The organism is Agriterribacter sp., from assembly GCF_035497235.1.
Lineage (GTDB): Bacteria > Bacteroidota > Bacteroidia > Chitinophagales > Chitinophagaceae > Agriterribacter.
Genome location: NZ_DATJEB010000035.1, coordinates 33203 through 47806, shown reverse-complemented (window position 1 = coordinate 47806; position 14604 = coordinate 33203). Strand labels below are relative to the sequence as shown.

Annotated in this window: 13 protein-coding genes; 6 read left to right on the top strand and 7 right to left on the bottom strand. The window is 44.4% G+C overall.

Translation table 11 applies throughout. The features are described from left to right. Nucleotides 1-24: 24 nt before the first annotated feature. From hisC to hisB, 4 genes are read left to right on the top strand one after another with little or no spacing between them, the layout of a single operon-like run. Complete coding sequence (gene hisC, locus VL121_RS11405; protein WP_325405322.1) at nucleotides 25-1134, top strand: histidinol-phosphate transaminase; 1110 nt, start codon at nucleotides 25-27, stop codon at nucleotides 1132-1134. Nucleotides 1135-1161: 27 nt separating this feature from the next. Next, a complete protein-coding gene (locus tag VL121_RS11400) occupies nucleotides 1162-2454 on the top strand; it encodes a PQQ-dependent sugar dehydrogenase (RefSeq protein WP_325405320.1) in 1293 nt (430 codons plus the stop codon). 1 nt (nucleotide 2455) lies between these two features. Further along, the gene (locus VL121_RS11395) at nucleotides 2456-2884 is read left to right on the top strand and encodes a c-type cytochrome (RefSeq protein WP_325405318.1); all 429 of its coding nucleotides are present in this window, start codon (nucleotides 2456-2458) and stop codon (nucleotides 2882-2884) included. 39 nt (nucleotides 2885-2923) lie between these two features. After that, nucleotides 2924-4066 (top strand): bifunctional histidinol-phosphatase/imidazoleglycerol-phosphate dehydratase HisB, encoded by a 1143-nt coding sequence (hisB, locus tag VL121_RS11390; protein WP_325405316.1) that lies wholly within the window; start codon nucleotides 2924-2926, stop codon nucleotides 4064-4066. 212 nt (nucleotides 4067-4278) lie between these two features. Here the strand turns inward: hisB and VL121_RS11385 are convergent, their stop codons facing one another. From VL121_RS11385 to VL121_RS11355, 7 genes are all read right to left on the bottom strand, one after another. Beyond that, nucleotides 4279-4890, bottom strand: a complete 612-nt coding sequence (locus VL121_RS11385; RefSeq protein WP_325405374.1) for a Fic family protein — start codon at nucleotides 4888-4890, stop codon at nucleotides 4279-4281. A 553-nt stretch (nucleotides 4891-5443) separates the two neighbouring features. Further along, the gene (locus VL121_RS11380) at nucleotides 5444-6259 is read right to left on the bottom strand and encodes a ZIP family metal transporter (RefSeq protein ID WP_325405313.1); all 816 of its coding nucleotides are present in this window, start codon (nucleotides 6257-6259) and stop codon (nucleotides 5444-5446) included. Nucleotides 6260-6511: 252 nt separating this feature from the next. Further along, on the bottom strand, nucleotides 6512-7186 hold the full coding sequence (locus tag VL121_RS11375; protein ID WP_325405311.1) for an O-methyltransferase: 675 nt from the start codon (nucleotides 7184-7186) through the stop codon (nucleotides 6512-6514). 88 nt (nucleotides 7187-7274) lie between these two features. Next, on the bottom strand, nucleotides 7275-8066 hold the full coding sequence (locus VL121_RS11370; RefSeq protein ID WP_325405309.1) for a 3-keto-disaccharide hydrolase: 792 nt from the start codon (nucleotides 8064-8066) through the stop codon (nucleotides 7275-7277). Between the two features lie 186 nt (nucleotides 8067-8252). Continuing rightward, on the bottom strand, nucleotides 8253-9923 hold the full coding sequence (locus tag VL121_RS11365; RefSeq protein WP_325405307.1) for an alkaline phosphatase family protein: 1671 nt from the start codon (nucleotides 9921-9923) through the stop codon (nucleotides 8253-8255). A 126-nt stretch (nucleotides 9924-10049) separates the two neighbouring features. Further along, nucleotides 10050-10742: a peptidylprolyl isomerase gene (locus tag VL121_RS11360; protein WP_325405305.1), complete on the bottom strand. Its 693-nt coding sequence runs from the start codon at nucleotides 10740-10742 to the stop codon at nucleotides 10050-10052. 377 nt (nucleotides 10743-11119) lie between these two features. Beyond that, entirely contained in the window at nucleotides 11120-12208 is a 1089-nt protein-coding gene (locus VL121_RS11355) for an acyltransferase family protein (protein ID WP_325405303.1), read from the bottom strand. Between the two features lie 242 nt (nucleotides 12209-12450). Between VL121_RS11355 and VL121_RS11350 the strand changes: the two genes are divergently transcribed. Both VL121_RS11350 and VL121_RS11345 read left to right on the top strand, forming a co-directional pair. Continuing rightward, a complete protein-coding gene (locus VL121_RS11350; RefSeq protein WP_325405300.1) occupies nucleotides 12451-13878 on the top strand; it encodes an anthranilate synthase component I family protein in 1428 nt (475 codons plus the stop codon). A gap of 126 nt (nucleotides 13879-14004) precedes the next feature. Further along, nucleotides 14005-14604, top strand: a complete 600-nt coding sequence (locus VL121_RS11345) for an anthranilate synthase component II (protein WP_325405298.1) — start codon at nucleotides 14005-14007, stop codon at nucleotides 14602-14604.

Sequence of the window (14604 nt, the reverse complement as noted above, 5' to 3'; positions counted from 1 at the left end):
TTCAAGATTTGAAAATGTGGAGCAATGCCGGATACGCAAACCACAAACAATAAACCCCAAACTTCAACATCGGCTATGAATTTTAACGTAAACGACCTGGTAAGGAAAAATGTAAAGCAACTGGTTCCCTATTCTTCCGCGCGGGACGAATTTAGCGGGGAGGCAAAGGTATTCTTAGACGCGAATGAAAACAGCCTGGGATCGCCAACAACGAAATGGTATAACCGCTATCCCGATCCGCATCAACTGAAAATAAAAGAAAAACTTTCGGCTATAAAAGGCGTGCAGCCAAAGCACATTTTTTTGGGTAATGGCAGCGATGAATGCATTGACATTTTATTTCGTGCTTTTTGTAATCCCGGTAAAGACAATGTGATCATTTGTCCGCCTACTTACGGTATGTACGAAGTAAGTGCCCATATTAATGATGTGGAATTGCGCAAAGTGCCCCTGCTTGAAAATTTTCAGTTAGACCTGGTGCATATGGAAACCCGGGTAGATGATTTTACAAAGCTGATCTGGCTGTGCTCACCCAATAACCCCACGGCTAATTCGCTGCACAGGGAGGATATAGAAGCTGTACTGAATAATTTCCCGGGTATTGTGGTTATTGATGAGGCCTATATTAACTTTTCACGGCAGCGGTCTTTTGTGCAGGAGCTTGCCGAATATCCCAACCTGGTGGTATTACACACTTTATCCAAGGCCTGGGGGCTCGCGGGATTACGTTTGGGTATGGCTTTTGCGGGAGAAGATATTATTGACATCTGCAATAAAATAAAACCGCCCTATAATATCGGGCAGGCAACGCAGGACCTGGTACTGAAGGCACTTGACCAGGTGGACGATGTGAATGAAATGATACGGATACTGGTGAAAGAACGGGATGCGATGGCGGAGCAGTTATTGTCTGTTGCTGTAGTGGAACAGGTGTACCCGTCTGATGCCAATTTTTTACTCGTAAAAGTTGGGGATGCTAAGGCGGTATACCGCGCCTTACTAGATAAGGGTATTGTGGTACGCGACCGCAGTAATGTGCAGTTATGTGAGGGCTGCCTGCGGATAACGGTGGGCAGTCCTGCAGAAAATACGGCGCTCGTGAATAGTTTGAAAGATTTCGGAGCGGCTTTGTAATTTTATGCTTTCTAAAAATGATATGATATGAAAACGATTAAATGGCATCTGTCATGTTTGGTTTTCGCATTCATGATAGTAGCTTCTGCATGCGCGGAAGATAGTAGAAACCTAAACGATACCGTTGTGTTGCACCCATCTTCCGCCGGACAGGCAGGCTTAATATTGCCCGGAGGATTTGCCGCCACCACGGTAGCAGAGAACCTGGGGCGGGTACGCCATATTGCGGTAAACAGTAACGGAGATATATACGCGAAGTTAGAGCGGCTGAAAGATGGTAAGGGCATTGTAGTACTGAAAGAAGGAAACGCGGCGCAAATGAGCAGTTTTGGCAATTATCCCGGAACGGGCATCGCTGTTAAAGATGGGTATTTATATGCTTCTTCCAATTCGGCTGTATACCGTTATAAGTTGAGCGCCAGCCATGCGGTGGAAGATCCGGACAACCCGGAAACGATTGTAAAAGACCTCACAGACCGCGGCCAGCATAATGCCAAATCTGTAACACTGGATGACGCGGGCAATATTTATGTTAACATAGGAGCGCCTTCCAATTCCTGCCAGGTGCAGGACAGGGCGGTAGGATCAAAGGGACAGGAGCCCTGCCCGATATTAGAATATGCCGGAGGTATCTGGCAGTTTAACGCCCGTAAGCTGAACCAAACCCAGCAGGATGGCGTGCGTTATGCCACCGGCATCAGGAATGCAGTGGGAATAAGCTGGAACAGCAGTACCAATGAATTGTATGCCATGCAGCATGGCCGCGATGACCTGCACCGTATGTTCGATAACCTGTATACAGATAAGGATAATGCTGAATTGCCGGCGGAAGAATTTCTGCTGGTTAAAAAAGGTGCTAATTTTGGTTGGCCCTATTGTTATTATGACGGTGAGCAACAGAAAAAAATAGTAGCGCCTGAATATGGCGGCGATGCCAGAACGCAGGGCCGTTGCGAAGCTGTGGATAAGCCCATTATGGCATTTCCCGCGCACCTTGCCCCTAACGCGTTGCTGTTTTATACGGGCAGCCAGTTTCCTGAAAGATACAAGAACGGCGCGTTCATTGCTTTTCATGGTTCATGGAACAGGGCACCTGAACCGCAGGCGGGTTTTTTTGTGGTATTTGTGCCTATGAAAGAAGGTAAACCCGGCGGCAACTGGGAAGTGTTTGCCGATGGCTTTGCCGGCAGTGCGGAAAAGAAAGCATCGGGCAGGGTAGATTACCGCCCCTGCGGACTGGCCCAGGGACCCGATGGTGCTTTGTATATATCGGATGATAACAAGGGCAATATCTGGAAAGTTAGTTATAACGGTAAATGATATGCGAAGAAGACTGATTCCTGTAAATGTGGTGATTGCGGCGCTCGTGTTTGTTTTGCTGAGCCTTGACCCGGATCAAAGCAAACCACCTCCCGTGGTAATGGAAAGAGGGAAAGCGGTTTATGCAAAAGAATGCCTCAGTTGTCACCAGCAGGATGGACTGGGTGTACAGGGCATGAATCCGCCACTGGCGAAAACTGCATGGGTACTGGGGCCAAAGCGGGAGTTGATAAAAATTGTATTGAACGGTTTAACGGAACCTATAGAAATTGAGGGAGACACTTTTCACAATCCCATGCCGCCACACCCGCATTTAACCGACCAGCAAATTGCCGATGTACTATCGTATGTTCGCAATAGTTTTGGCAATAAAGCCAGTGCAGTTACCGCAAGGGAGGTGAAGAAAGTGAGAGCGGAGAAGAAGATATGAAAGGCTCAAATTAAAACTAAAACCCCTGAAATAAGCATTATGGCAAAACGGATTTTATTTATTGACAGAGATGGTACATTGATTTACGAAGACCCTCCAACCTACCAGTTAGATTCGTATGATAAGCTTACTTTTTACCCGCACATGTTTGAATACATGACCAAAATAGCCAGGGAACTGGATTATGAGCTGGTAATGGTAAGCAACCAGGACGGACTGGGAACCGCAACGTTTCCGGAGGAAACTTTTTGGCCTTTACACAACTTAGTGATGAAGAGCCTGGAAGGGGAAGGTATTCATTTCAGCGCTGTGCTTATAGATAAAACTTATCCGCATGAAAACGCGCCTACCCGTAAACCGGCTACCGGTATGATTACGCAATATTTGAATAACCCGGATTATGATATTCCCAATTCATTTGTAATAGGCGACCGGATAACCGATATTCAATTAGCAAAAAATATGGGCTGCCGCGGCATATGGCTGAATAATGATGCCGGTTTGGGCGCCGCTGAAATTTCGGACAAGGTAGCCGCGCTGCAGGATGCCATTGCCCTGGAAACAACGGAGTGGAGCCGGATATATGAATTTTTGAAACTGGGGCTGCGTTCGGTTACCCAGGAACGGAATACTAATGAAACAAAGATCAGTGTGGCATTGAATGCAGACGGATCGGGAAAGGCAGACATTTCAACGGGCATTGGATTTTTTGACCACATGCTGGAACAAATTGCCCGCCATGGGAAAATGGATTTAACCATTCATACCAAAGGCGACCTGCATATTGATGAGCACCATACTATTGAAGATACGGGCATTGCCCTGGGGGAAGCGTTTGCTAAAGCCCTGGCCGATAAAAGAGGGATGGAGCGCTACGGTTTTGCCCTGCCCATGGATGAAGCCGATGCCAAGGTGCTGATAGATTTTGGCGGGCGCAACTGGCTGGTATGGAATGCGGAATTTAAGCGGGAGAAGATAGGGGAGATGCCCACCGAAATGTTTTATCATTTCTTTAAATCATTTTCCGATGCCGCCAAATGTAACCTCCATATTGAATGCCGGGGCGACAACGAACATCACAAAATAGAAGCGATATTCAAAGCGTTTGCGAAAGCCATCCGCATGGCGGTTAAGCGCGACCCGCTGAGCAATTATTTGCCGAGCACGAAGGGGGTATTGTAAAGCTGTTTTATAGTCGTGCAGGGGTCTTCATAAAGAGCTGTGAGTGCGGCTATGAGTTTTCATGTAAAAAAGGCAGGTGCTGCAAAAGTTCACACCAGGAAGGCTGTGAAGGATAGAATGCGCTACGTATTTTGTTTATGGAATGCTATTGTTTTAATTGCTGATGATTTTCATGAGGCGATCGTTAATATAATATATTTCTTTACCTGCTTTTAAAGGTTGCAATACGTTTGCCTTAGCCAGTTTTCTTTTTCGGTTACTTCTCTCAGCAGCCTGTAGTATTCGCTTTTGTGTCGAATGATAAATGAACTTAAATATAATACAGGTAGTGGCAGTAAATCCATATGCACCAGGTACAGCACATTCATTATTCGCCCGGTATGTCCATTGCCATCGGCAAAAGGGTGGATAGCTTCAAACCGGTAATGCATGAGGGCCATTCTTATCAGGGGATCAATGCTTTCATCATCATGATGAATGAATTTTTCCAACGCAGTGAGCTTATTCCTGATCAATTCTTTGCCTTCGGGCGGCGTATAAATTGTTTCCTTTGTTACAGGGTTGACCAACCGGGTTCCGGTTCCCCGCCGCACCTCTGCTGTTGTATTTTTTAGCTTTTGCATAATACTTACCAGTGTGTTGGCAGTAAGCCCCTTTTTTTCGGGCAGATCCAGCCCCGAATAGAGGGCCTCTCTGTACATTAAAACTTCTTTGGTAGCAGAGCTCATATGTGGCGCATCCTCCGGCGACATTATTGCCCGGTACAGTTCATTCTGTGTGGTTACTATATTTTCTATAGCGGAACTGTCTTTACTTTCCTGCAGAATAATGGAATCGACATAAGCTTAATACGTGTCAAGAATATGTAAAAAAACGACAATATGAATTGTATTATAAAGTTTAACCATGTCGAAGAATTCGACATATATCTTAGGATGCATCGAAAAAGTGTTAATAATTCGACATGTATCATCCCGGTATCCTATTCAATAACTTTTGCTTCCGATCCTTCAGGATGGTTTTTTGTTGTTTAAGTTTGTACTGCAAAACCTGCAAGGATTGCAGGGCGGAATGGCTGTGCTGCAAACTTTATAGATTGGGCATTCACCGTGGTTTCGCTGCAGATTCAATATATGACTGTGAAGGCAACGTTGGAACGAATGCATAAAGGCACTCTTAGCAATATTGTACTACAGAGGATCCATACTATAACTCTTCCTGGCTGTTGATTTTATAATATTTTAAATTCCTGTGGTCCCTTAAAAGACAGAAATTGTGCGGTGTCATTATTGTACCGTACAATAATCATTCAACAGATATAATGCTCCCGCTTTCAAGGTTCGATAGGTGAATGAATATAGCATGCCAACTGAAACCTTAGCCTAAAGCCACATCTAATACCATCATGGTGGCGAAGCCAAGCATGGCGCCAATGGTAGACAGATCAGTTTCATCCCCGCTTTGTGATTCAGGGATCAGTTGTTCCACTACTACAAATATCATGGCGCCGGCGGCAAATGAAAGCGCGTAAGGAAGCAGGGGGGTAACCGTAAAAACGAGGTAAGCTCCAATGACCCCGGCAACAGGCTCCACAATGCCGGATAGTTGCCCGTAAAAAAATGCCCTTCGTCTCGAAAAGCCCTCCCTGCGCAGGGGTATGGAAACGGCCGCGCCTTCAGGAAAATTTTGCAAGCCAATGCCTATAGCAAGCGAAACTGCGCCGCCAAGCAAACCAATATCGGGGTTGTGGGCTAAAGCGCCAAATGCCACGCCCACCGCCAGTCCTTCGGGAATATTGTGCAGTGTAATAGAAAGAATGAGCAGCACACTTCTTTTCCAGGCGGTTTTTATTCCTTCGGCCTTATCCATAGGCCGGCCAATATGTAAGTGGGGTAGTATCTTATCTGCCACTAATAAAAAAGCGCCGCCTGCTAAAAAACCAACTACTGCAGGCACCCAGGGAATGCTACCGTTTTTTTCTGCCATTTCAATGGCGGGTTTCAGCAGCGACCAGAAGCTCGCGGCTATCATTACGCCTGCTGCAAAGCCCAGCATGGCATTCAGGATGTTTTTGTTGATTTTCTTAAAAAAGAAAACCATAGCCGCGCCTAAGGCGGTAACGAAATAAGTAAATAAAGTAGCAAAGAGCGCCAGTAATACAGGGTTGTAATCAAGTAGCCAGTCTAATTTCATAATTCAAATCGTGCGGTTATTATATTGCTTTTGTTTCGTGTTAAATAGTACTACGGTGATGGGTATTCGATTTCCAACGCATAAATATACATACTAAGCTGTTATAAAGCATGAAGCCTCCGGCAACAGGCTGCCGCGGGCTGGTTGGTTATTACCTATTCCGTGGGACTCAGTAGTCTCATGGGATAAAAAAGTTCTGAAAGTCGCCTATGTCACCGGGTACCCCGATATGGGTGGTTATTGCTGCCGCTGCTATACTACCGCATTCACTATCGCCAGCGCCATGCCATCATGGTATTTGCTGCCTACAGTTTGAATAATGGTAGCGGTAACCTGTTTGGTGGCTGCCAGTAATGTAATAAAGCGTTTCACGCCGGTTACGTTGCTATCCGTGCTATTCTCTTCTAATATTTTTCCTTCCCGCACCACATTGTCTGCAATGATCAGCGTGCCGGGGCGCGACAGTTGCAAAGCCCATTCAAAATATTCGGCATAGGGTTCTTTGTCGGCGTCAATGAATATAACGTCAAAAGGCCCTGCACCTTCTTTTTTCATTTTAGGTAATTCCTCCAGGGCATTGCCCACACGTATTTTAATGGCGTTGCCTAAACCGGCATTTGAAATATTGGCAACGGCCACATCCGCATGATGCTGATCCAGTTCAAGCGAAATCAATTGCCCGCCTTCCTGCAATGCTCTTGCCAGCCAAATGGTGCTGTAGCCGCCCAGCGTGCCTATTTCTAATATTTTTTTGGGATTATTAAGTCTGGCCAGTATATGCAGAAACTTTCCCTGGTTTTCGGAAATGCTGATTAAAGGAAGATTGCCGTCAATAATAGCCTGTTTAGTTTGTATTAATGCATCATCTTCCTTAACAAACAGGTTATTGATGAACTGGTCTACTGCGCCAAAAATTGAATTGTCCATGATGTATGGTACTGGTTTAATAACGAATCAAAAATAACGACTTCGCTAGCTACTAAATAACTATTGGAGCGTTTGTAATTGCTTTGCTTTATTTCCGCTTTTTCCTGTATTCCTTTTCCAGGTCAATGATCTCCACCTTCCTGAATTCAACCGGGTGGCTTTCACTTTGCAGTGAAATAAAGCCGCTTTTCAGCAGTTGCCCGTCTTTTTTCATCACCGGGTTATAGTTGTTCACCGCGCCTCCGCCTATTTGTGGCTTTTGATATACCAGCACGGTATCTCCGTTGGCAATATGCTTTATCACCGAATCGCCCAGCACCAGCACTTCCGCCCTTACCCATTCTTCATTGCGAAATGTTTTTGATTTGGAGTTGATGCAGTGCGGCGTGAATAATTTTCCATCCATTTCAACATTAGTGCCGGGTGTGCAAAGATTACAGGTTGTTCTTTCACCGGTAGAATCGCCGCCAAGTAACTGGTCCTCTATGGAAATAGGGAAGTCCTGGTCTTTAAGCATCGTGGAAGGCGGCTGGCAGTGCAGCATGATGCCGCTGTTTTTATACGCCCATCCCGGGCCGCCGGCAACCTGTTTGCCTACAAAGCGGTATTCTACCGCAAGTAAATAATAGGAGTAGGGTTTTTTATAAAAGATATGGCCAAACTGGTCGTTGAAGGAGGTATACTGATCGTAAGACACCACCATTTTTCCATTTTCCACGCGAAACGTATTACCGAAATTATCATTCAGTTCATGTCCGCTGATCTTAACGGTCCAGCCCTTCAGGTTCTTACCATTAAAAAGCTGTTTCCACTTTCTTTTATCCTGCGCAAAAGAAGTGATAGTGAAAAGCGTGAAAAGTAATACCAATAAATTTTTCATAAGTGCAAGATAATAAAAAGAGGGGATCGGCGGATAAGGTAAGCTTGTTGAATAAGGATCCGGCTGCCGGAGCCTGATCCGCGTGTAACTGGAAATAAATAAAAATAACTTTGTGCCTCCGTGTCGCTGTGTCCACAGTGTTTCAAAACACAGGCATACTAATTGGCTGTAATAAACAGGTTAATCTTAGGCTTTTTTCAGGAACAGTTTATTTGCCGGAACAAGTTGTTTGGCAATGCCCGGGCCTTTGTAAAACACATCCAGCCAGTAACCGCCTGCTGCGTTAAAAAATGCCACTTTTATTTTATGCCTGCCTGCGGCTAATGTAATGTCACCTGCTGCTTCTTTTACGCCATGATCGCCATCATTGTTTACTACTTCTTTATCATTGATGAACAGTTTGCTGCCGTCATCCGACTGCGTAGAAAAGCGGTATTCGCCGGGCGTATCAATTTGTATATAACCATCGTATACTAAGCCAAAGGTTCGATTATCTTTTTCAAGTAAGGGAGTAATTGTTTTTTCGTCAACAGAAAATTCATAGCTGCTCCATTTTTTTGCAGGCGTAAGTTTTCCAAAGGAAGGCAGTTGTTTCCAGCTTTTGCCCTTAAAGTAAGAAACGGTTAGTCCGTTGTCTATGCCGGTTTTCAGTATTCTGAAATAGGCTGCGGTTACTAAGCTTTCATTGCCTTTGTTGTCGAAGGCTTTTGCCTGCACCACCGCGGTGCTGTCAATAGTAAAGGGTTCCTTGTATACGGGCGAATTACTGTCTGGAACATCGCCGTTCAAAGTATAATGAATAACGCTGTTGTCTGCCATCGCGCTCATCTTAACCGTAGCGGGTTCATTAATATATAATCCCCCGGCCTGCTGGTATAAATTTCTTTTAGGAAATATGGTGGGAGCTGCGATCACTTCTTTTCCTTCCCATAAATTAGCCGGTTCTTCAAAACCTTCAAAGGCGGGCTTAATGGGGCGGCCAATCCATGCATAAGGCGGTGTAAGGTTAAAAGCGAAGGCAATAGTAGCGGCGAGGTCGTAAGTATATACCTGCTGCTGAATTGTATAGCCTTTCTTTATGTCTTTGCCGTACAATATCATGGCAATCTCAGCTTCTTCGGGTGTGGGGCCGCCATGTCCTTTCCCAATGCCACCATGGTCGGCAGTAATGATCACCAATGTGTTTTCAGCCATACCGGCTTCTTTAATACCTTTCAGCACCTGGCCAATCAATGAATCCGCTTTTGCTACTGCTGCATAATATTGTGGCGTACCATGTCCATCGTGATGTCCCGCGTGGTCAACATGATCGAAATGCACGAACCCAAAAGTGGGTTTCTTTGTTTTGATATAGCTGATGAAATCCGCTGCCGTTGAGTCTTCCGTTGAAAAATTTTTATCGTAGTTCACCGCTTTCTTTTCAAATAATCTTCCGAAGCCGCTCCAGTGGTAAACCGCTCCAATTTCCGCATCCGGTTTTTGCTCCCTGATGATCCCGAAAATAGAAGGGAATATACCTTCCGGGCCTGCTACTATAGGAGGAAGTGTATGATCATCTCTTTCCCAGTCGTTATTAATAATGCCATGTTGTTCAGGTCCCGCGCCCATGATCATGGAAGCCCAGTTCTGGCTGCTGGCGGTAGTTAATACCGTACGTACTTTCCATTTTACGGCCCCGCCGGCAATCATGCTGTCCATTACCGGCGTTGTGGCGTTGCGTATGCCGTCCGGACTCATGCCATCCACACCAATCACAATAACATGTGCTATACCTGCGGGGTAGTTTTCTGATTTTTGCGTTTGGCAGGCAGCCAAAAAATAAATAACAAATGCGTAAAGAAGGGTTTCCTTTCTCATAAAATGATTTTAAAATGATGTAGTGCGGAGTTTATGCAGGCTATGCAAAGTGATGAATGCAATATAATCAAAATGTTAACAAAGGCTAATCAAAAGGTTAAGTAATATTAAAGATAGGAAAAGAATTTAAAAATGGGCGGTATCATTATTTTTCTTTGGCAGATGGGAAATATTTCCTGGAATTTCCTGCTGCATCCGGTGTATATTGAGGATAGTAACGGGGGGCATAAACCGTTGTTTATCTTCAGGCTGCCGGTAAATTTTCATTACTGTTTCCATACCTTCCACCACTTCCCCGAAAGCTGCGTAACCCAGTCCGTCTGCATTGTTTTTACCCCCGTAATCAAAGCCCGGTTCATCTTCCACACAAATAAAAAACTCCGATGTGGCAGTTCCCGGTTCGTTTCTTGCCATTGAAATCGTTCCTTTTTTATGAAGTATGCCCGTTTGTTGGGTAGACTCGTGCGGAACAGGGTTGAATTTACTTTTCAATTCCGGATTGGATTGCCACACCCCTCCCTGTATAAGGTACGAATGCAGCGATCCGGTTACCTGGTTGTCTTTGCGCAGTACCCGGTAAAATGAACTATTATTAAAATAGCCGGAATCCATATTCCGGAGAAATGCAGATACGGTAGCCGGCGCTTTTTTCGGGTAAAGTTCCACAGTTATGTTTCCAAACTTTGTTTCAATGACCACTACCGGGTTATCGTATTTTTTTTGAGTAGTACAGCCGGTAATTCCTCCACCCACAATTATGGCAGCTATCCAATAACAAACAAAGCATATTTCTCCCAAACGGGAATACCTGTTTTTCATGCAAACAAATGTATCGCCTTTTACCTATACTATTGTTGCTGCATTTTGGCAGGATCGCTAATAATATAGAATCAATCAGGAAGGAGTATTTTGTGGAAGCCGGCTATTGAATCACAGGTGAAACTTTTGTTGCGACGCTCCTTTCATCCGCATGGCGCAGTGCGGCCGGGTGGGTATGAAGTGGGGATATACTTTTATAAATAAGTATGCAGGACTGGAAAACTGTTGGCGCAATAACAATAGAAAAGTACAATACAAATTCATTGGGAATAAAATAACACATAGGCACAGTAGACACATAGGCGCACAGTCGGAAAAAGGCAATGTACTTATGACTATGTGTTTAAAGAAAAATGTATAGGTAAAGTAATGTAAAACTACAATTTAAAAAATATCTTCTTCTTATATAAAAAATAACAGAGCCCCCATTCCAGTGCGAAAATGGTGAGGCAGGTAATCAGGTCCATCAAAAAGCCCGGAAAATGCGCCATGCCCATTAATCCATTGGTAACGGCGGCGACATAATCGTTAAACCACCTGCTGCCTACAATTTCAAAGAACAAATAAATGAAGATGGAGTTCATACCTATTACCGTAAAAAGAAGCAGATGTTTCCGGTGATTACGGATATCAATCCACCAGTAACATGCCGCTAATGCCAGCAGGCACCAGCCTAATGAAGCCAGAGTAAAAGAGGTAGTAGCAATGCGTTTAATGATAGGTGTTATATGCAGCCAGTCTAAACCAAAACCAACCACCAGGCAAATGGCGGCCCATATCAGCAACTGCTTTGCTTTGTGAGCGCCTTCGCTCAGTAATAGTTTACCCGCCAGCGCGCCGGCAATGGTATGCACGGCTGTGGGAATGCAATTGATGGCTACCCAGCCGCCACGGTTAATTTTATTCATTAGCAACAGGTCAACGTAATTGCCAAAGTTGTGCTGATCTGTAAAGGGCTGATCAAATCCCGGCACGTTGGTAAATCGGTATAATACTTCTGTGAGTAATAATATACCCACGCAAATAATCATTTGTGTTGTAACACTGAGCCTGAAGATCAGGAAAGCCACCAGCATGGTAAAAGAAAGCTGGGTTAATACATTCCAGAGTTCAAAAGCAAGCCCGTCTTTTCTTACAGCATAATCTAATACGCCCCAAAAAAACAACCAGCCACTTCTTTTCAATGCCTTACGAAAGGATTGCGACCAGGGAACGCCGTTCTGCTGCTGTTTATGCAGCGAATAGGCCATGGCCGTACCGGCAATAAACATGAAGCCCGGCTGTATCAGGTCCCAGAACCGCAGTCCGTTCCATTTATGATGATCAAACTGTATAGTTATATTATGCCACCAGCTTCCTTCGGCAGCACCATTCAATACATGGTATAATCCTGCGGCTTCCAGCGCTAATAATACCATAATTAAACCGCGGAGAAAGTCGAGCGAAAGCAATCTTTTTTGAACCATTGGAGACAAAGCGTTAGGGGATGATTGAAAATAATTCTGAAAAACTAAGTCAAAATTTTTTTTTTAACAAAAAAGCATAGACATTTGTGCCTCAATCATGAAAAATTATACAAATAAATACTGGTGGTGGCATACAAACTCTCTTTGGGGCTTGTAATGCTGTTATCGTATGTTAGTATATTACAATATTCAGGCCCCGGTAAATCACCGGGGTTTTTTTATGAAAATAGAGCAAGGCAGTTATGAAGAAAATTGAAATAAAAACGCGGTTTAAAAAAATGCTTTCCGATGTGTATACCCCGGTGGGCATTTACTTAAGGGTAAGAGACCGCTTTCGTGATACCATATTACTGGAGAGTACCGACTATCATGCCGCGGAAAATAGTTTTTCCTTTATCTGTATCAACGCCATTGCAGGTATGGAAATTACCAACCATCGTTCTATAGAATTTAAGTTGCCTGGTCAGCAGCCGGAACATATCCCCGTAAACAATCCGGCTGAAGTACCCGGTATATTATGGAATTTTATGCAGCGTTTTGATGTAGAACCATCAGCCGACAAAATCGTTACTTCCGTACAGGGGCTGTATGGCTACACTACCTTTGATGCCGTTCAGTTTTTTGATACCATTACTTTTCCCGATCGTGCAGCCGGCGGCCATCCGGCTTTTGCTTCCATACCGCTCATGCGTTACCGGTTATATCAATATGTTATTGCTATCAATCATTTTAAAAATGAAATGTATCTCTGCGAAAATTGTATTCCCGGAATAAGCAGTGATGTGGAAATGGTAGAGTCGCTGATCAGGAGTAAAGATGTGCCTGTGTTCCCATTCAGGGCAAACGGAACAGAAACGTCTAACATGACGGATGAAGACTATCGCCAAATGGTGCAAAAGGGAATACAGCGTTGCTACCGGGGTGATGTATTTCAGATAGTGCTGAGCAGGCGCTTTGCCCAGGGCTTTACCGGCGATGAATTTAATGTATACCGCGCCCTTCGGAATATTAATCCGTCTCCTTATCTTTTTTATTTCGATTATGGCGACTACCGGCTGATGGGCTCTTCTCCTGAAAGCCAGTTGATCATTAAAAACGGCAAAGCGGTAGTGCATCCTATTGCCGGCACATTTAAAAGAAGCGGTGATGATGAAACCGACCAGCAGATGGCCGATAAGTTATTACATGATCCCAAGGAAAATGCCGAACACGTTATGCTGGTTGACCTGGCAAGAAACGATTTGAGCCGGCTCTGTGATGAAGTGAAGGTGAAGCATTACCGGCAGGTGCAATATTACTCGCATGTTATTCATTTGGTAAGTGAAGTAACCGGTAATGTAAAAGAGGGAACCAATCCCTTTCATTTATTAGCCGTCACTTTTCCGGCGGGTACCTTAAGCGGCGCGCCCAAATTTAAAGCCATGCAGCTAATTAACGCGTATGAACCCACTGCACGGAGTTATTATGGAGGGGCTATTGGTTTTGTGGGCTTCAATGGCAGTTGCAATCATGCTATTATGATCCGTACTTTTTTAAGTAAGAACAATATGCTGGTTTCACAGGCCGGAGCAGGTATTGTGGCGGCATCCCATCCTGAAAGTGAATTGCAGGAAGTGAATAATAAATTAAACGCATTGAAAAAAGCCGTGGAGATGGCGGAAGGGATTTAGGGGGAGAAGAAGAAGTTACAAGTTACAGGGTACAAGTTGCAGGCTAAAGGGTACAAGGTAGGGAAGATGTGAAAGTAAACAAACAACAAACAACAAACCACAAACCACAAACTACAAATAACAGGCATGAAAATATTGGTTTTTGATAACTATGATTCCTTCACTTATAACCTGGTTCACCTGGTAGAAAAGATATTACACAGCAAAGTGGATGTGTACCGCAATGACCAGGTTAGTCTTGATAAAGTGAATGAATACGATAAGATCATTCTTTCCCCCGGACCGGGATTACCTGAAGAAGCGGGGTTGCTGCTGCCGTTGATCAGGCAGTATGCGGCTTCAAAATCCATACTGGGTGTATGTTTAGGGCACCAGGCCATTGCGGAGGTTTTTGGTGGCAGGCTGGTTAATTTAAGTACGGTATACCATGGTGTATCCGGCCCTGTGAACTTGTATAAGGATAAAGAGTCTGCTTTATTTGCCGGCTTGCCTGCTGCTATTGAGGTAGGACGCTATCATAGCTGGATAGTAGGTGATGAAGATTTTCCCGAGCAACTGGAAGTAACAGCAAGAGACGAGAATAATTATATAATGGCTTTGCAGCATAAGCAATACGATGTACAGGGTGTTCAGTTTCATCCCGAAAGTGTATTAACACCCGATGGGGAAAAGATCATGCGGAACTGGTTAGGCGCTCCGGAAAATAATAAGGGGAAAATAGGATAA